Genomic DNA, 16,424 nt, shown 5'->3' with positions numbered 1-16,424 from the left:
TCACTTGGGAGGCAGTGGGAAGAAGCCGCTGGTCCGGGCCGCGTACGCGGCATACCCCGGACGTTCGGCCATGTGCCGCTCCAGCAGCCGCTTCCCGCTGCCCTTGGTCAGCAGCAGGCTCATCACCACCGGCGACACGAGCACGGCCGCCGCGGCGGCGGGCGCGTCGCAGGCGATGAGGAACAGGCCCCACCACACGCAGAAGTCTCCGAAGTAGTTGGGATGGCGGGTCCAGCTCCACAGCCCCCGGTCCATGATCCGGCCCTTGTTCCCCGGATCGGCCTTGAACCGGGCGAGCTGGGCGTCCCCGACCGCCTCGAAGAACATCCCGACCGCCCACAGAAAGGCGCCCGCCGCGGCGAACGCCGTCATCGGCCCGGTGATGTACTGCGCGGCCTGCACGGGCAGCGACACCAGCCACACCAGGGCGCCCTGGAGCAGATACACGACTCGCAGCGCGTACAGGTTCCGGTTGCCGGGCGCCTTCGCCAGCATCTTCTCGTAGCGCGGGTCCTCGCCGTGCCCGCGCCCGCGCCGGGCGATGTGCAGGGCCAGACGCAGCCCCCACACCGCCGTCAGCACGGTGACCAGGATCCGCCGCCCCGGGTCACCGGTGCCCGCCGACGCCACGAAGGACGCCACGGCCACGGCGGTGAATCCGAGCCCCCAGGCCACGTCGACGATCCGGTGCAGGCCCTTGCGCACGGCGACGGCGAAGGTCGCCAGCATCACGGCGAGAGCGGCCCCCGCCGACCAGGCGAGGCCGGTCGCGAAGGCGCCCCAGGCGAACCCGTTCACGGCCCCTCCAGCCCGGTGTACCAGTCCTCGGGCGTCGGGGACATCCCACCGCACCCCTCAGCCGTCGGCCGTACGCACAGCACCTGGTCCACTCCCATACGCCGCTCCTCGAAGGCCAGCGCCCCGCCGACCAGGTACAGCCGCCACACCCGGGCGGTCTCCTCTCCGACGAGCGCCACGACATCGCCCCAGCGTTCCTCCAGGGTCCGGTGCCAGGCGCTGATCGTCCGCACGTAGTGCTCGCGCAGCGACTCCACGGACCGCACCTCCAGCCCGGCCCCCTCCAGCAGCCCGACCGTCTCGCCCACGGGCCGCATGTGCATGTCGGGCGCGATGTACGCCTCGATGAAGGCACCGCCCCCGGGCGCGTTCCGCCCGCGCGACATCTGCTGCACCAGCACCCGGCCCAGCGGCCGCACCAGCCGGTGCAGGGCGGCGGCGAACGCCGGGTACTCGGCGTCCCCGACGTGCTCGCCCATCTCGACGGTGGCGACCGCGTCGTAGCCGCCGCCCGTGATGTCCCGGTAGTCCTGGCACACCACCTCCACCCGGTCCTGAAGACCCCGCTCGCGCACCTGCTCACGGACGTACGCCGCCTGCTCCCGGGCCAGGGTCACGGCGGTGACGCGCGCCTCGTGCCGCTCGGCGGCGTACAGGGTGAGCGAGCCCCAGCCGCAGCCGACGTCGAGCAGCCGGGCGCCGGGCACCAGGCCGAGCTTGCGGCAGATCAGCTCCAGCTTGGCGCGCTGGGAGTCGGCCGGGGTGAAGCCGGGGGCCTCGCTCGCCCAATAGCCGCACGAGTAGGCCATCGTCTCGTCGAGGAGCAGCCGGTAGAAGGCGTTGGACAGGTCGTAGTGGTGGCTGATGGCGGCCCGGTCGCGGGCCCTGCTGTGCAGACCGCCGCGCAGCCGCGCCTGGGAGGCCGGCGGGGCGGGCGGCGGGCCGACGGCACCGAGGCTCAGGGCGGTGCCGGCCGCCCGCGCGCGGTCGGCGGCGCTCAGCCGGGGCGTGTGCCGTCCGCGTTCCCGCGCGGCGGCCCACAGACGGCGCAGCCCGTCCCCGAGGTCGCCCTCGATGTCGAGCTCTCCCGTGACGTACGCCTGGGCCAGGCCCAGTTCGCCGGGCTGCCAGAGCAGGCGGCGCAGGGCGCGCCGGGACCGTACGACGACCACCGGGCCGCCGTCCGGCCCTGCCTCGCTGCCGTCCCAGGTGCGGACCCGCACCGGGAGGGGGCCGCCGAGCGCGGTCTCGGCGGCGGAGACGAGGCGGTGGGCGGCGCCGGGCCGGGTGAGGGTGGCGGGGGGAGTCATCGGGGCGTGGCCTCCTTGGTGAGCAGGTACTGCTGCACGTCCAGGTAGCCGGAGCGGAATCCGGCCTCGGAGTAGGCGAGGTAGAACGTCCACAGCCGGCGGAACGTCTCGTCGAAGCCGAGCGCGGCGACCTCGTCCGCGCGCCCGGTGAAACGCTCGCGCCACAGGCGCAGGGTCTCGGCGTAGTGGGCGCCGTAGGCGTCCCGGCGGGTGACGCTCAGCTGGGTGTGGTCGCGCACGGTCTCGGCGACGGCCTCCACGGAGGGGATCAGGCCGCCGGGGAAGACGTACTTGGAGATCCAGGTGAAGGTGTCCCGGGCGGCGAGCATCCGCTCGTGGGGCATGGTGATGGCCTGGAGTGCGGCGCGTCCGCCCGGGGCGAGCCGTTCGTCGAGGACGCGGAAGTAGACCGGCCAGAACTCCGCGCCGACGGCCTCGACCATCTCCACGCTCAGGACGGCGTCGTAGGTGCCGCGGGCCTCGCGGTAGTCGCACAGCTCCACCGAGACCCGCTCGGCGACACCGGCCGCCGCGGCGCGCTCCCGGGCCAGGGCGGCCTGTTCACGGGAGAGGGTGAGCGAGGTGACGTGCGCGCCGCGCGCGGCGGCGCGTATGGCCAGCTCGCCCCACCCGGTGCCGATCTCCAGCACCCGGGTGCCCTCCCGTACGTCGGCGAGATCCAGCAGCCGGTCGATCTTGCGGTGCTGGGCGGCGGCGAGCAGGTCCCAGTCGGCGGGGAAGCCGCGGAAGAGGGCCGAGGAGTAGCTGAGGGTGTCGTCGAGGAACAGCGCGAAGAGGTCGTTGGACAGGTCGTAGTGGCTGCTGATGTTGGTGCGGGAGCCGCCCGGGGTGTTGCGCTGGGCGTCCGGGCGGCGCTGCGCCCACACCCCGCGCAGCCGTTGCAGCGGGGCGGGGATCAGCTCGCCCATGCGCGCCGCGAGCACGGTGAGCGCGGCGACCAGGTCGGGCGCGTCCCACTCGCCGGCCATGTACGACTCTCCGAAGCCGACCAGGCCCTGGCTGCCCACACGGGCGTGGAAGGCCCGCGGGTCGCGCAGGTCCAGTACGGGGCCGCCCTTCCCCAGCGAGGTGCCGTCGGGGAAGCGGACGTGCAGCGGCAGGTCCCGCAGGGCCCGTCGTACGACGGCTGCCGTGATCGCGGTCCGGGCCCGGGAGGCCTTCGGCGGCCGGGCCACGTCGGGCCAGCGGGCCGCGTCCACGGCCACGGCACCGGCCTCGGCGGCCACGGCACCGGCTTCGGCGGGCACGGCACCGGCTTCGGCGGGGACGGCACCGGCTTCGGCGTCCACGGCACCGGCTTCGGCGTCCACGGCTTCGGCATCGCCGGGCACGGCACCGGCCTCGGCGGGCACGGCTTCGGCTTCGGCATCGCCGGGCACGGCACCGGCTTCGGCATCGCCGGGCACGGCACCGGCTTCGGCGGGCACGGCACCGGCTTCGGCGGGCACGGCACCGGCTTCGGCGGGGACGGCACCGGCTTCGGCGGGGACGGCACCGGCTTCGGCGGGGACGGCACCGGCTTTGGCGGGGACGGCACCGGCTTTGGCGGGGACGGCACCGGCTTCGGCGGGGACGGCACCGGCTTCGGCGGGCACGGCTTCGGCATCGCCGGGCACGGCACCGGCTTCGCCGGGCACGGCACCGGCTTCGCCGGGCACGGCACCGGCTTCGGCGGGCACGGCTTCGGTATCGGCCTTGCGGGGCACGGCCGTGGTCCGGCCCGTGTCGCCGGGTCGGAGCTCGGCTGTCGTCATGCTGCGTTCTCCCTGTGGTTCGGGGTCCGGTGTTCGGGTCGGGGCCGGACGGGCAGTCCGCGCAGATACAGGCGGATGCCGTGCAGACGGATGGCGGCGGACACGGCGAGCGTGGACCAGGGCCGGCGCAGGGCCAGCCGCAGCAGCGTTCCCGTACGGGCTTCGTGACGCGCCCCGCGCACGGTCGCGGTGAAGGGTCTGCCGCCCTCCCGTTCCAGGTGCACGGTGAGGTCGAGCCGCTCCCCGGGGGCGGGCAGGCGCATGCGGTAGCGGCCGTCGACGGGGAAGAACGGCGAGACGTAGAACTCCTTGCCCACCTCCGCCGTCCCCGAGGCGTCGGGGCGCAGCAGATAGCAGTGGCGTTCGCCGTAGGTGTTGTGGACCTCGGCGACCACACAGCGCACGGTGCCGTCGGGCCCGTGGCACCAGTAGACGGTGAGCGGATTGAAGACGTATCCGAAGACCCGTGCGTGGGTGAGCATCACGACCCGGCCGCCGTCCAGCCGCACCCCGTGGCCGGCCAGGAAGGCGTCCAGTCCCGCGCGGACGGTGGGGTGCTCGCCGGAGAAGTGGTCGCGCGGATCGAAGCGCGCCAACGGGCGCAGCGCACGCGGAAGTTCGGGGAGCCGGTCGGGGTCGACGAGCCACATGTAGGTGCGGTGGCGCAGGGCGTACCGCAGGGGCGCGGTGCGCACATGGGCGATCGCGCAGCGGTAGAGGGCGGGGGCGAGCGTGGGTGCGGGCGTGGATATGGGCGTCGTCACCATCGCACCCCCAGCGCCGCCGCGGCCGCCACCCCGGACCGGCAGCCGTCCTCGTGGAAACCCCAGCCGTGGTAGGCGCCCGCGAACGCCGTGACGGGGCCCGCCAGTTCGGGCAGCCGCTGCTGCGCGGCCACCGACTCCGGGGTGTAGACGGGGTGTTCGTAGACCATGCGGGCGCGCACCAGCCCGGGATCGACACGGTCCTCGCCGCCGAGGGTGACGACGAACGTCTCGGGGGCGTCGAGCCGTTGCAGCCGGTTCATGTCGTAGCTGACCCGCACCCGGTCGGCGCCCGCCCCGCACGAGGGCATCAGGTAGTTCCACGACGCCCGCGCCCCGCGCGCACGCGGCAGCAGCCGGGTGTCGGTGTGCAGGAGCGTGCTGTTGCGGGAGTACGAGAAGGCGCCGAGCACCTCCTTCTCCTCCGGCGTGGCATCGGCCAGCAGCCGCAGGGCCTGGTCGGGGTGGGTCGCGAGGACCACCGAGTCGTACGACCGTGTGGTGCCGTCGCCCGTGGTGAGGCTGACGCCGTCGGGATGCCGCCGCAGGGCCCGGACCGGAGCCGCCATGCACACCTCGTCCAGCCGCTCCGCCACCCGCTCGACGTACGTGCGGGAGCCGCCGGTCACGGTGCGCCACGTCGGAGAGCCGCTCACCGAGAGCAGCCCGTGGTGCTCCAGGAAACGGAACAGATAGGCGGCCGGGTAGCGCAGGGCGATGCCGGCGTCGCAGGACCACACCGCCGACACGAGCGGGGTCATGAAGTGCGTGCGGAAGTACGGCGAGAAGCCCTCCGCGTCCAGGAACTCCCCGAGGGTGAGGGCCTGCTCCGCCTCTCGCGCGAGATGCCGCCGGGCGGCCCGGTGGAAGGCGGGCACCTCGGTGAGCATCCGCAGATAGGCCCCGCGCAGGGCGTTGCGGGGCCGGGCGAACAGTCCGGCGGGGCCACGGGCACCGGCGTACTCCAGACCGCAGCCCTCGCACCGCACCGACATGCTCATCTCCGACTCCTGCGTGGCGACGCCGAGTTCGTCGAAGAGGCGCAGGAGGTTCGGGTAGGTGCGGCGGTTGTGCACGATGAAGCCGGAGTCGACGCGGTACGTCGCGCCGCCGCCGGTCGAGGTCAGTTCGTGGGTGTGGGCGTGCCCGCCGAGCCGGTCGTCGGCCTCGAACAGCGTGACGTGATGCGCCCGGGCGAGCACGTACGCGGCGGTCAGCCCCGCCACCCCACTCCCGATCACGGCCGTGCGGCGCCGCTCCCGGGCGGCGTTTCCCGGCTCCTGTGACATCGCCTCTCCTCCTGGTCGGACCTGGACACGGACCCGGACTCCGACATGGGTCCCGCGCGTAATCCGGAGCCGCCGCGCGAGCGGATTGGACCCGCCCGCTACCAGGTACTTCCGGGCGCGGACGCCGTACGGATGCCGGGTCGGCCGTGGAATACGGAGCGGATCCGCCCCCGGATTGGTCGCGAGGACGACTTCATCCGAACGAGCGGTCCGACCAATCCGCCCCCTTCCCGGGGCCGGATTCCCCACGTGACGCAGGACGAGAAGAAGCCGCGCGACGTCGTGCCGAAGGTGGACGCGACGCGATGCCGGCCGCGCATCCACGGCCGGGACGCCTTCCTCGCCCGCCCCGCCCTCCCCGTCCTCGGCGCGGCCCCTGGCAGGCCGCCGAGGGCGGTCGCCCCCAGCCCCCGCCCCCTCCGTCAACCCACCCGCACGCCCCCCACCACCAGGAGAAACACCATGAACACCCGTATCCGCCGTGTCGCCGTGACCGTGGCCGCGGCCGCCTTCCTCCCCCTCGCCCTGACCGCCTGTTCCGGCAGCGGCGGCGACAGCGGCGACTCGGCGAAGGCGGACTCCTCCGCCAAGGCGTCGGCCCCGGCGTCCGCCGCCGGCATGGACGGCTCCGGCGCCGCCTCCTCCGACGAGCCCTTCGGCCCGGCCTGCTCATCGGTGCCCGCGGACGGCGCCGGCTCCTTCGACGGCATGGCCAAGGACCCGGTGGCCACCGCCGCGTCCAACAACCCGGCCCTGTCCACCCTGGTGACGGCGGTGAAGAAGGCCGGACTGGTCGACACCCTCAACAACGCCGAGAACATCACCGTGTTCGCGCCCACGAACGACGCCTTCGCGAAGATCCCCAAGGCGACCCTGGACCAGGTCCTCAACGACAAGGCCGAGCTGACGAAGATCCTCACCTACCACGTGGTCGGCCAGAAGCTCACGCCGAAGGACCTGGAGAACGGCTCCTTCGACACGCTGGAGAAGTCGAAGCTGACCACGTCGGGCTCGGGGGAGTCGTACACCGTGAACGACTCCGCGAAGGTCGTGTGCGGCCATGTGAAGACCGCCAACGCGAACGTCTACATCATCGACACCGTCCTGATGCCGGGCAGCTGACGGCCCACGCGGACACGGCGGGGCACCGTACCGACGGTGCCCCGCCGACCCCGTGAGAGCAGCCGCCCCCGAGGCACGACGTCACCCGGTCGCACCGGCCGCCTACAGTGTCGGTACCCACGTCCGCCTCAGCACGTCCGCACGTCAGGCCCCCCATGTCCGCTGAACCGCACTCCCCGGCAGCCCACGGCCCCGCCGCGGGCACCGCCGCCGGCACCGCCTCCCGGCCGGGCGACCCGCCCGCCCGGCTCTGGGCCGCCGCCCTGCGCCGCACCCCGGTGTCGATGTGGCACGACGACGTGTCGGACTTCGCCGCGGCCCTCACCTACTACGCCATCCTGGCCGTGCTGCCCGCCCTGCTCGTCACGGCCGTCGCGTTCGGCCGGATCAGCCCGGGCACGGCCGAGGCCTTCATCGCGCATGTCACCGCCTACGCGCCCGGCCAGTCGGGCGCGCCCCTGCACGACGTGCTGTCCCGTACCCTGCACGACGGTTCGGCCGTCTGGACCCTGCTGTTCGGCGGCATCGTGAGCGCGCTGTGGTCCGCCTCCAGCTACCTCGCCGTCTTCCGCCGGGCCCTGCACCGTATGCACCGGGTGGCCGACAGCCGCTCGCCCTGGCGCAAGGCGCACCGCATCCTGCTCACCGCGCTCGCCCTGCTCGGTCTGCTCGTCGTCGGTTCCCTCGTCCTGCTGCTGAGCGGCCCGGCCGCCGAGAGCATCGGCCGCTATCTGGGCCTCGGCACGATGGCCGCCTGGACGTGGAGCCTGCTGCGCTGGCCCGTCCTGCTGTGCGTGGTGGCCCTGCTGGTCGTCATCGTCTTCCACACCGGCCCCAGGGAGGCCCGCACCCGCGGCCACAGCCTCCCCGGCGGAGCCCTCGCCGCCGCCCTGTGGCTCACCGTCTCCGCGGGCTTCGCCTTCTACGCCTCCGCGCTGAGCACCTACAGCAAGCTCTACGGCTCCCTCGCCGGCGTCGTGGTCTTCCTCGTCTGGCTGTGGCTGTCCAACCTGGCGCTGCTGGCGGGCGCGCAGTTCACCGCCGAACTGAGGGAGCCGGAGTCCGAACGCCGCCCCGTCTGAGGCTGTGTCACAGGCACGTGACGGCGATGTCCGGGACGTGAGACGGCGTGAACCGGTGCCCGGGAGCGACCGTCTTGATGATCGTAAACGCGAGACATCAATCGCTACCGATCGCCACCGATCCTTACCGATCGCTTGGTGTCCCGCACTTGTCGTCCCTTGGAGGATTTCCGCGATGAACCGTCGTCTGCGCACCGCCCTCGCCGTCACCGCCGTGATCGGCTCGGGCCTGCTGATGACCGCGTGCGGGGGCGGTGACGAGTCGTCGGCGTCGGATTCCCCGGCGGCATCCTCCAGCCAGGCAAGCCCGACGGCGTCGGGCGGCAGCGACAGCGGCGACTCGGGCACATCGAAGTCCACCGGCGGCGGCTCGTCGTCGGACAAGTCCGCTACGGCCGACGGCGACTCCTCCGGCGACAAGAAGGGCTACGGCCAGAGCTGCGGCACCAACGACATCTCCTGGAGCGTGAGCTCCGAGGACCAGGCCGGTGGCTACTTCCTGATCAAGGCCACGGCCAAGTCCGGCATCACCTGCGTCCTCCCCGCCGAACTGCCGGTCGTCGCCTTCGGCTCGGACGGCACGGAGGCCGAACCGGCGGAACAGTCGGCGGGTCAGCCCATCACCCTGCGCGAGGGCGTCACCGCCTACGCCGGCGTCAACCCCAAGACCACCAACGGCGACACCGGCAAGGAACTCGACAGCCTCATCGTCTCCGTCGCCAACGACGACCCGAACCCGGAGTCCCTGAAGGTCGATTCCTTCGTCGTCGACAAGCCGATCGTCACCAGCTGGCACACGTCCCCCACCGACGCGGTTCCCTTCTCGGGCTGACACCGGGGACAACCAGGCGAAAGGGCCGGACCACTGGGTGGTCCGGCCCTTTCCTCCGGCGGGGATTCCAGCCCGGCCCGTTCTCAGACGGTCATCTGCCGCCGGGGCGCCGACACGGCCCGCACCGCCGAGCCCGATACGAGCACTGCCGACAGAGCGATCAGACCGGTCAGCACGTCCTGGATCTGCGCCGCCGGCCCATAGACGATCACGATGACGATGAGCAGGGCCGCCCAGCTCCTCGGGCGAGCGATGGACACTACAGAGCGAGTTGGAGCCACAGTCATTGCGGTACCTCCTGGTGCTCGTTGCTGCTTGCACTCATAGTGGCCCTCTCCGCCGCCGGCAGGGCCGTTGAGCACCCCGGTCAAGGTCAACGGTCCCTCTAACGGGTGACTGTGGAGGTGAGTTGCCCGCAACTCGCCCACCGCCGAGGCGATCAGCCGTTCTCGCGCAACAGATGCGGCGCGTAGGCCTCGACCGCCTCCAGAAGCTCCCGCTTCGAGGGATTCACCATGGCCCGCCCGGCCACGGTCACCGTGGGCACCTTCTCGTTCCCCCCGGCGACCGACCGCACGAACGCCGCCGCGTCCGGGTTCCGCCAGATGTTGACCTTGGTGTATCGGAGCCGGGTGAAGCGGAGTTGCGTCAGCAGCTTCATGCAGTACGTACACAGGGGACGCCAGTAGATGACGACCCCACCAGTCTCCTCGGACACAAGTCTCTCCCTCGCTCCCGGACATCCTGCACGACGGCCTCGCACCCCTGCCGGCCCGTCGCGATCTTCGTACGACCGCCGAACGACCCCCTGCCGTCTCCGCTGTTGCGATACAGGGCGCCGACGCCATCGCCGTTGGGGTCGCCGGCCCCGACGACCTTCTTGTACGACTTCCAGCCGTCGGCCCAACATGGACTAACCTTGGTACATGTCCATGAAGCGCACGAACGTCTACGCCGACCCCGAGGACCTGGCGATCATCAAGGAGGCGGCCAAGCGGCGGGGCATAAGCGAGGCCGAGATCATCCGCCAGGGCATCCATCTCGCGGCCATGGCGAACCGCGTCTGGGACGAGCCGCTGTTCTCGCGCACCTTCGAGGGCTCGGGGCGTACATCGTCCAGGACCGAGGTCCGCGACGCGGTCGCCGACGCGGTCCGCAGTGAGACGGACTCCGGAACCGCCACGTGATCATCGTCATCGCGGACACCTCCGGGCTCCTGGCCGCACTCGACTCGACGCACCCCGAGCACGGGGCGGCCAACGAGGCGATCATGGCGGCCGGTCTTCTGGTCATGTCCCCCCTCCTGCTGGCGGAATTCGACCACGTGGCCACGCGCGAGCTCGGCAGACAGGCCGCCGTCAGCGCTGTCGACGATCTCCGACGCTGGATGAGCCGGGGCCGCGTCGTCCTGCCCGAGATCACGGAGGATCACCTGGGCGCCGCCCAATCCGTTCGAGGCCGCTACGGAGCGCTCGACCTGGACCTCGCCGACGCGGTGAACGTGGCTCTCGCCGCCGACTACGACACCGACGCGATCCTCACCCTCGACCGCTGTCACTTCCGGGCCGTACGGCCCTTGGGCCGGCACAAGACGTTCCGCGTCCTTCCCGACGACCTCCCGCTCTGACACGAGATCCTCCACAGCGGACGCTTTCTCGCCGGAGACTCCCCCGCGCAAGCCCCGTGGTAGCGTCCGTATACAAGGTGTATGCGAGAGCTGGGGGCTGCCGTGAAGTCCGGTCGGGAGAAGGCGTACGCGTATCTCAAGGACACGGTGCTGACGAATCCCGGGATGCAGGGTGCGTTTCTGTCGGAGCAGGAGCTGGCGGACCGGATCGGTGTCTCGCGGACGCCCATCAGGGAAGCGCTGCTGCAGCTCGCCGCCGAGGATCTCGTCGAGCTGGTGCCCAAGCGGGGTGCCCGCGTGTCCCCGCTCACGGGGCGGGAGATCCGTGAGCTGATGGAGCTGCGGGGCATCGTCGAGCGGTACGCCGCCCAGGAGCTGGTCTCCGGTGGGGGAGCGCCGGTGGCCGAGCTGCGGTCGCTGCTGGAGCGGCAGCGTGAGCTCACCGGTGCCGACCAGGCCAAGGAGTTCATCGACGTGGACCACCGCTTCCACGCGGCCCTGGTCTCCGCCGTCGGCAACGCCCTCCTCGACCGGCACTACGAGGGCCTGCGCAGCCGCCAGGTCCGTACCGGAGTCGTCGCCCTCTTCAACCAGCAGGGACGCCAGGAAGCGGTGCTGGGGGAGCACGAGGCGATCCTCGACGCCCTGGAGGCGGGTGACGCGCAGGCCGCCTGTGCCGCCATCGACCACCACCTGGAGTCGACGCTGAAGGTGCTGCTCGCGGGCTAGGGCGAGTCCGGGTAGGTGATCACCAGCATGGTGACCCCGTCCGGGGACGTCCACGGCCCGTGCGGCATCCCGGGCGGGCGGCAGGCGTACATGCCCGCCGTGAAGGTCCGGCCGAGCGTCAGGTCGTGCAGCGCTCCCTCGACGAGGTAGACCTCCTCCCAGAAGTCGTGGCGGGCCACGCCGTCCGCCGAGGTGTCCGTGCCCGGCGCCCAGCGGACGAGCGCCGTACGGGATCCGTGCTCCGGGTCGTCGGCCAGCACCCGCTCCTCGACCCCCGGCCCGGCACCGGCCGGGGCCCGCCAGGGACCGTCGGGGAGGTGGAACTCCAGCTCGGGCTTGCTCATCCCCACAGCTCCGGGCGCCGGTTCGCCAGCACGGAGATCCGCTGCCGCACCGCGGCGACCTCGTCGGCGTCCAGGTCCGCCACCAGCAGCTCCGGCTCGGCGCCCAGCGCGTGCCGTACGGTCCCGTCGGGTCCGGCGACGAGGCTGTGCCCGATCCCCGTGGGCGCGGAACCCGGGGCGGAACCGGGGCCCGGCTCGGCCTGGTCGACGGCGGCGAGCCACACGGTCGCGTCCAGCGCCCGGGCCCGCACCAGCAGCTCCCACTGATCCACCTTCCCCGGCCCCGCGCCCCAGGAGGCGGTCAGCAGGGTCGCGACGGCTCCCGCGTCGGCGTGCGCCCGGAACAGCTCCGGGAAGCGGACGTCGTAGCAGGTGGCCAGGCCCAGCCGTACGCCGTCCACGTCGATGACCGTCGGGGCCGAGCCCGCGGCGACGGTGTCGGACTCACGGAAGCCGAAGGCGTCGTAGAGGTGGATCTTGTCGTACGACGCCTCCACCCCGGGCCCGGTGGCGAGCAGGGTGTTGACCACCCGGTCCCCTGCCGCCGGGGTGAACATGCCGGCCACGACGACCGTGCCGGTGTCGCGGGCGATCCGGCGTACGCCGTCGGCCCACGGTCCGTCCAGGGGCTCGGCGAGCGGTGCCAGTGGGGTGCCGAAGCAGGCCATCGACGCCTCCGGGAAGACGACGACACGGGCTCCCGCGTCCGCCGCCCGCCGGGTCCACTCCTCGATGAGCAGGAGGTTCTTCTCCGGGTCGGGGCCGGTGGTGAGCTGGCTCAGGGCGATGCGCACGATCTGTTCCTCCTCAGAGACGGGTGGCGTCGGCCGGCTGCGGCGTCTTCGGCGCGGCGAGCGCGGCGTCCTCGTCGACGGCGGCCTCCGGGTCGCGCCCCAGCCAGACGCCGACGAGGGAGATGCCCGACGCGAGGGCGATGTACACGGCCAGCGGCCCCCAGGTGCCGTAGGCGCTCAGCAGGCTGGTGAACAGCAGTGGGGCGATGGCGCCGCCGATGATCCCGGCCAGGGTGTAGGCCAGGGACGAGCCGGTGGAGCGCAGCCGGGGCTCGAACTGCTCGGTGATGAAGGCGGCCTGCGGGCCGTACAGGCAACAGTGGATCACCAGGCCCACGACGACCCCCGTGGCGAGCGGCAGCCAGGTGCCGCCGCCGATCATCGGGAAGAACACGAAGGGCCACACCCCGGCGGCCACCGAGGCGGCGCCGTACAGCAGCCGCCGGTTGACCCGGTCGGACAGGGCGCCGGCCAGTGGCATCAGGAAGACCTGGATCGAGGAGCCGATGAGCACGGCCGCGAGGGCGGAGCCCTGGGACATGCCGAGTTCCTTGGTGGCGTACGTCAGGACGAAGACGGTGAACATCGCGTACAGCACGTCGGGGCCGACGCGGCACAGGATCGCGGCCAGCAGGGCGCGGGGCTGGGTGGTGAACACCTCGCGGATCGGCGCCTCGGGCCGGGAGTGCTCGGCCTCCATCGCCTTGAACACCGGGGTCTCCTCCAGCTTCGCCCGGATCCACAGCCCGAACCCGACGAGGACGCCGGAGAACAGGAACGCCACACGCCAGCCCCACGACTCGAACTGCGCCTCGGTGAGCAGCGCCCCGAGGGCGGCGAGGACGCCGTTGGCCAGCAGGTTTCCGGCGGGCGGGCCGACCTGGGCGGCGGAGGCGTAGAAGCCGCGGCGGCGTGGATCCCCGAACTCGCTGGACAGCAGTACGGCACCGCCCCACTCGCCGCCGACGCCGACGCCCTGCGCGAAGCGCAGCACGACCAGGGCGATCGGGGCGACGACACCGGCCGTCGCGTAGGTGGGCAGGACGCCGATCAGGAACGTCGCCGCGCCGATGAGCACAAGTGTGGCGATCAGCACCTTCTTGCGGCCGATCACATCACCGAGGCGGCCGAAGACGAACCCGCCGAGCGGGCGGGACACATAGCCGACCGCGTAGGTGGAGAAGGCCAGGAGCGTGCCGGTGAGCGGGTCCTCCGAAGGGAAGAACAGGTCGCCGAAGACCAGGGCGGCCGCGGCGGAGTAGACGGCGAAGTCGTACCACTCCAGCGCGGTGCCGGTGAGGCTCGCGACGAAGGCCCGGCGGACGCCGGAGTGCCGAGCGGACGCCTTCGCGACGTCCTTCGGGGTGTCGGACATGGTTCCCATCCTTGCTCGGGGACTGCTCGGGGACTGCTCGGGGGCGTCGGGGGACATCGACCTTCCGGCATACTTCTTGTATACAGGTCGTATGCGCAACCCCCGCGCGACGAGAACTTCACCTCGTACCCGATCTGCGGACCCGATCTCTGGGAGTGCCCCATGGCCGTGCTGACCTTCGAACTGCCCGACGGATCGACGCGCGAGGTCGACGTCGTCCAGGTCCTCAACGCCGGATACGCCGGACGCAGCCAGGAGGACGTCGCCGCCCACGTCGCGGAACTCGCCGAGCTGGGCGTGCCCGGCCCGTCCGTGACGCCCGCCCTCTACCCCGTCTCCCCCTACCTCGCCCAGCAGACCGACCGGGTCCACGCGCAGCACGCGCGCACCTCAGGCGAGGCGGAGTGGGCGCTCGTCGTGGCGGACGGCGGGGAGCTGCTGCTGACCGCCGCCTGCGACCACACTGACCGTGACCTGGAGGTGCACGGCGTGGCCTGGAGCAAGAACGCGGGACCCGATGTCCTCGCCCGCCGGGCCTGGCGGCTGGCCGACGTGGAGTCCCGCCTCGACGATCTCACCCTGCGCGCCTGGGTCACCCACGGCGATCAGCCGACGGAGATCCAGCACGGCACCCTCGCCGAGCTCCTCGCCCCCGCCTACTGGGTCGACGTCCTGCGCTCACGCGACGCGCTCACGCCCGGCACCGTCCTGATCTCCGGCACCATCCCCATGACCCCCGGCGTCGACCAGTTCGCCGAGGGCTGGAGCGTGGAGCTCGCCGACCCCGCCACCGGAGACACGATCCGCCTCGACTACGACGTCCAGCCGATGCCGGCCCCCATCGGCTGAAGCTCTTTGCCGTCACCCCGCCGAGGTGGGCCGGGCCTTCCTGACGTGCAGCACATTGCCGTCCAGGGGCAGCGGGGCCCGGCCCACCAGGGCCAGCCCCGCGTCGGCGAAAAGACGGCCGTAGTGACCGGCCTGCCGTTCGCGCCCGCCGACGTTGCACATCATGTGGACGTCCCAGGCGGTCGCCAGCGACACCGAGCCGTCGGAGGGCAGGACACGCTCGACGACGAGCAGATCGGCGTGCTCGGGCATCGCGCGGGCGCAGTGCCGCAGGATCTCGCGGCAGCGCTCGTCGTCCCAGTCGTGCAGGACGCGGGACAGGACGTAGACGTCACCGCCCGCGGGCACGTCGGCGAAGTCGCCGGTCACAAAGGCGCACCGCGTACCGTGACCGGCCTCCTCCAGCCGCAGGCGGGCGGCTTCGACGGCGTGCGGACGCTCCAGCAGGACCCCGTGCAGACGCGGGTGCGCGGCGAGGACGCGGCCGAGCAGCTCCCCGTTGCCGCCCGCGATGTCCACGACCGTGCCCCCGGCGGGTGCCTCGGCCGCGGCGGTGAGCGCCGGATGCGTGGGGAGCGGGTCGAACATGGCGGACCCGGCGGCCATGGACTGGTCGAAGAGTTCGGCGAGTTCGGGGTCGCGGGCGAAATGGTCGAAGTGGTTCTCGCCGAAGACGTGCTCGAAGGCGACCTCTCCCGTGCGTACGGTGTGCCCGAGCGCGGCGAAGGACTCGTAGAACGGGCCGCCGTACATCAGCGCCAGCGCCCGCATCGACCCCGGGACGCCGTCACGCAGCAGCGCGCCCGGCTCGGTGAGCCGGAAACCGTCATGCCCCTCCTCCACCGCGCCCAGCATCGCGAGATAGCGCAGCAGCGTCGCCAGCTTCCCCGGCCGCGCGCCGACGGTCCGCGCCAGTTCCTCGACACCGACGGCTCGCTCGCCGTCCATGGCGTCGGGCACCCGGAGCTGAGCGAACGTGGCCAGCGCCTGGGTCGTCCACGCCCCGGTCAGCAGCCGCAGGAGCGTTTCGGCGGGCTGCCGTGCGCGATGCCCGTCGAGGTGGTCGGCGAGCAGGTCGCGGTGGTCGCCGGGGACGTACAGCTCCAGGCGCCGGTACCCGGCCTTGGCCTCGGCGGACGCGCCGAAGTAGAAGACCGTGCCGTTCTCGTGCGGGTTGTAGCCGCCGCCGTCCGGGACGGCACCGTAGCGCGCGAACGTCGAGGCGAGGCCGCGCAGCACCAGCGGATCGGGCGCCACGACCTCGAAGGCGACATGCGCCTCGTGCTGCCGCTCCCGCTCGCACGCGGCGATCTCCTCCAGCCCCGACCCCGGCGGCACGGTCAGCGCGAACACCTCGACCGTACGGTGCTCCCCGTCCGCCCCGGCCACATCGGGCCGCAGGATCCCGACGTCCAGCTCGGCGGCGGGCCGCCGATGCCGTACGGCCAGTCGCTCGCGTACGACGACACTCGGCCGCCCCGGCAGGTCCGCGACGAGCCCGCAGTCGGCGAGCATGGCGCGCAACTCCGTCTCGTCCGAAGGAAAGACGAGCAGCGCGGCATGGGAGAAGCGGCAGTGCTCCACGAGCGACCGCAGCTCCGGACCGTCGAGCCCGGGGAACAGGAGCGGGAGCAGGGCGGCGGTGTCCTGCTCCTTGACGAAGTCGACCGTCGCGAGCAGGCGGGACGTGTCGCCCGACAACGTCGTGATCATTGCGGGGATCCTCATTCAGAT

The 16,424-nt window shown here is 72.5% G+C and carries 18 protein-coding genes; 7 read left to right on the top strand and 11 right to left on the bottom strand.

Features of this window, described 5'->3' with window-relative positions; translation table 11 throughout:
* The 5 genes from KJK29_RS17545 to KJK29_RS17525 all read right to left on the bottom strand — a co-directional run bounded on the left by KJK29_RS17545 (window position 1) and on the right by KJK29_RS17525 (window position 5,936).
* Complete coding sequence (locus KJK29_RS17545) at window positions 1-798, bottom strand: DUF1295 domain-containing protein (RefSeq protein ID WP_215120100.1); 798 nt, start codon at window positions 796-798, stop codon at window positions 1-3.
* Window positions 795-2,108, bottom strand: a complete 1,314-nt coding sequence (locus KJK29_RS17540; protein ID WP_215120099.1) for an SAM-dependent methyltransferase — start codon at window positions 2,106-2,108, stop codon at window positions 795-797. Before KJK29_RS17540 ends, KJK29_RS17545 begins: the two co-directional genes overlap by 4 nt.
* Window positions 2,105-3,376: a class I SAM-dependent methyltransferase gene (locus KJK29_RS17535; RefSeq protein WP_215124327.1), complete on the bottom strand. Its 1,272-nt coding sequence runs from the start codon at window positions 3,374-3,376 to the stop codon at window positions 2,105-2,107. Before KJK29_RS17535 ends, KJK29_RS17540 begins: the two co-directional genes overlap by 4 nt.
* 503 nt (window positions 3,377-3,879) lie before the next feature.
* The gene (locus tag KJK29_RS17530) at window positions 3,880-4,650 is read right to left on the bottom strand and encodes a DUF1365 domain-containing protein (protein ID WP_215120098.1); all 771 of its coding nucleotides are present in this window, start codon (window positions 4,648-4,650) and stop codon (window positions 3,880-3,882) included.
* Window positions 4,644-5,936 (bottom strand): NAD(P)/FAD-dependent oxidoreductase, encoded by a 1,293-nt coding sequence (locus KJK29_RS17525; RefSeq protein WP_215120097.1) that lies wholly within the window; start codon window positions 5,934-5,936, stop codon window positions 4,644-4,646. Before KJK29_RS17525 ends, KJK29_RS17530 begins: the two co-directional genes overlap by 7 nt.
* A gap of 462 nt (window positions 5,937-6,398) precedes the next feature.
* Here KJK29_RS17525 and KJK29_RS17520 point away from each other — a divergent pair, with 462 nt between their 5' ends.
* The 3 genes from KJK29_RS17520 (at window position 6,399) to KJK29_RS17510 (ending at window position 8,972) form a co-directional block, all read left to right on the top strand.
* On the top strand, window positions 6,399-7,058 hold the full coding sequence (locus tag KJK29_RS17520; RefSeq protein ID WP_215120096.1) for a fasciclin domain-containing protein: 660 nt from the start codon (window positions 6,399-6,401) through the stop codon (window positions 7,056-7,058).
* 155 nt (window positions 7,059-7,213) lie between these two features.
* Entirely contained in the window at window positions 7,214-8,140 is a 927-nt protein-coding gene (locus KJK29_RS17515) for a YihY/virulence factor BrkB family protein (protein WP_215120095.1), read from the top strand.
* A 175-nt stretch (window positions 8,141-8,315) separates the two neighbouring features.
* Entirely contained in the window at window positions 8,316-8,972 is a 657-nt protein-coding gene (locus KJK29_RS17510; RefSeq protein WP_215120094.1) for a DUF4232 domain-containing protein, read from the top strand.
* Between the two features lie 83 nt (window positions 8,973-9,055).
* Here the strand turns inward: KJK29_RS17510 and KJK29_RS17505 are convergent, their stop codons facing one another.
* Window positions 9,056-9,232: a hypothetical protein gene (locus KJK29_RS17505; protein ID WP_251057845.1), complete on the bottom strand. Its 177-nt coding sequence runs from the start codon at window positions 9,230-9,232 to the stop codon at window positions 9,056-9,058.
* A 179-nt stretch (window positions 9,233-9,411) separates the two neighbouring features.
* Window positions 9,412-9,690, bottom strand: coding sequence for a glutaredoxin domain-containing protein (locus KJK29_RS17500; protein WP_215120092.1), 279 nt, complete (start codon window positions 9,688-9,690; stop codon window positions 9,412-9,414).
* A gap of 208 nt (window positions 9,691-9,898) precedes the next feature.
* Here KJK29_RS17500 and KJK29_RS17495 point away from each other — a divergent pair, with 208 nt between their 5' ends.
* The 3 genes from KJK29_RS17495 (at window position 9,899) to KJK29_RS17485 (ending at window position 11,328) form a co-directional block, all read left to right on the top strand.
* Entirely contained in the window at window positions 9,899-10,159 is a 261-nt protein-coding gene (locus KJK29_RS17495) for a ribbon-helix-helix domain-containing protein (protein ID WP_215120091.1), read from the top strand.
* Complete coding sequence (locus tag KJK29_RS17490; RefSeq protein WP_215120090.1) at window positions 10,156-10,599, top strand: PIN domain-containing protein; 444 nt, start codon at window positions 10,156-10,158, stop codon at window positions 10,597-10,599. The genes KJK29_RS17495 and KJK29_RS17490 overlap by 4 nt, the downstream gene beginning before the upstream one ends.
* An 81-nt stretch (window positions 10,600-10,680) precedes the next feature.
* Complete coding sequence (locus tag KJK29_RS17485) at window positions 10,681-11,328, top strand: GntR family transcriptional regulator (protein ID WP_251057844.1); 648 nt, start codon at window positions 10,681-10,683, stop codon at window positions 11,326-11,328.
* Here KJK29_RS17485 and KJK29_RS17480 read toward each other — a convergent pair.
* The 3 genes from KJK29_RS17480 to KJK29_RS17470 are packed head-to-tail and all read right to left on the bottom strand — an operon-like array spanning window position 11,325 to window position 13,841.
* The gene (locus tag KJK29_RS17480; protein WP_215120089.1) at window positions 11,325-11,672 is read right to left on the bottom strand and encodes a cupin domain-containing protein; all 348 of its coding nucleotides are present in this window, start codon (window positions 11,670-11,672) and stop codon (window positions 11,325-11,327) included. The two genes, KJK29_RS17485 and KJK29_RS17480, sit on opposite strands and share 4 nt — an antisense overlap.
* Entirely contained in the window at window positions 11,669-12,466 is a 798-nt protein-coding gene (locus KJK29_RS17475; protein ID WP_215120088.1) for a carbon-nitrogen hydrolase family protein, read from the bottom strand. The genes KJK29_RS17480 and KJK29_RS17475 overlap by 4 nt, the downstream gene beginning before the upstream one ends.
* A gap of 13 nt (window positions 12,467-12,479) precedes the next feature.
* A complete protein-coding gene (locus tag KJK29_RS17470) occupies window positions 12,480-13,841 on the bottom strand; it encodes an MFS transporter (protein ID WP_215120087.1) in 1,362 nt (453 codons plus the stop codon).
* Between the two features lie 162 nt (window positions 13,842-14,003).
* Between KJK29_RS17470 and KJK29_RS17465 the strand changes: the two genes are divergently transcribed.
* Window positions 14,004-14,690, top strand: a complete 687-nt coding sequence (locus KJK29_RS17465; RefSeq protein WP_215120086.1) for a DUF2848 domain-containing protein — start codon at window positions 14,004-14,006, stop codon at window positions 14,688-14,690.
* Window positions 14,691-14,702: 12 nt separating this feature from the next.
* On the opposite strand, the gene KJK29_RS17460 is transcribed toward KJK29_RS17465, so the two are convergent.
* Window positions 14,703-16,403, bottom strand: a complete 1,701-nt coding sequence (locus KJK29_RS17460; RefSeq protein WP_215120085.1) for a methyltransferase — start codon at window positions 16,401-16,403, stop codon at window positions 14,703-14,705.
* Between the last annotated feature and the right edge of the window lie 21 nt (window positions 16,404-16,424).

The sequence above is a fragment of the Streptomyces koelreuteriae genome (assembly GCF_018604545.1).
GTDB classification, from domain to species: Bacteria; Actinomycetota; Actinomycetes; order Streptomycetales; family Streptomycetaceae; genus Streptomyces; species Streptomyces koelreuteriae.
Note: the sequence above shows the minus strand (reverse complement) of the source record. Positions and strands in the feature narration are given on the sequence as shown.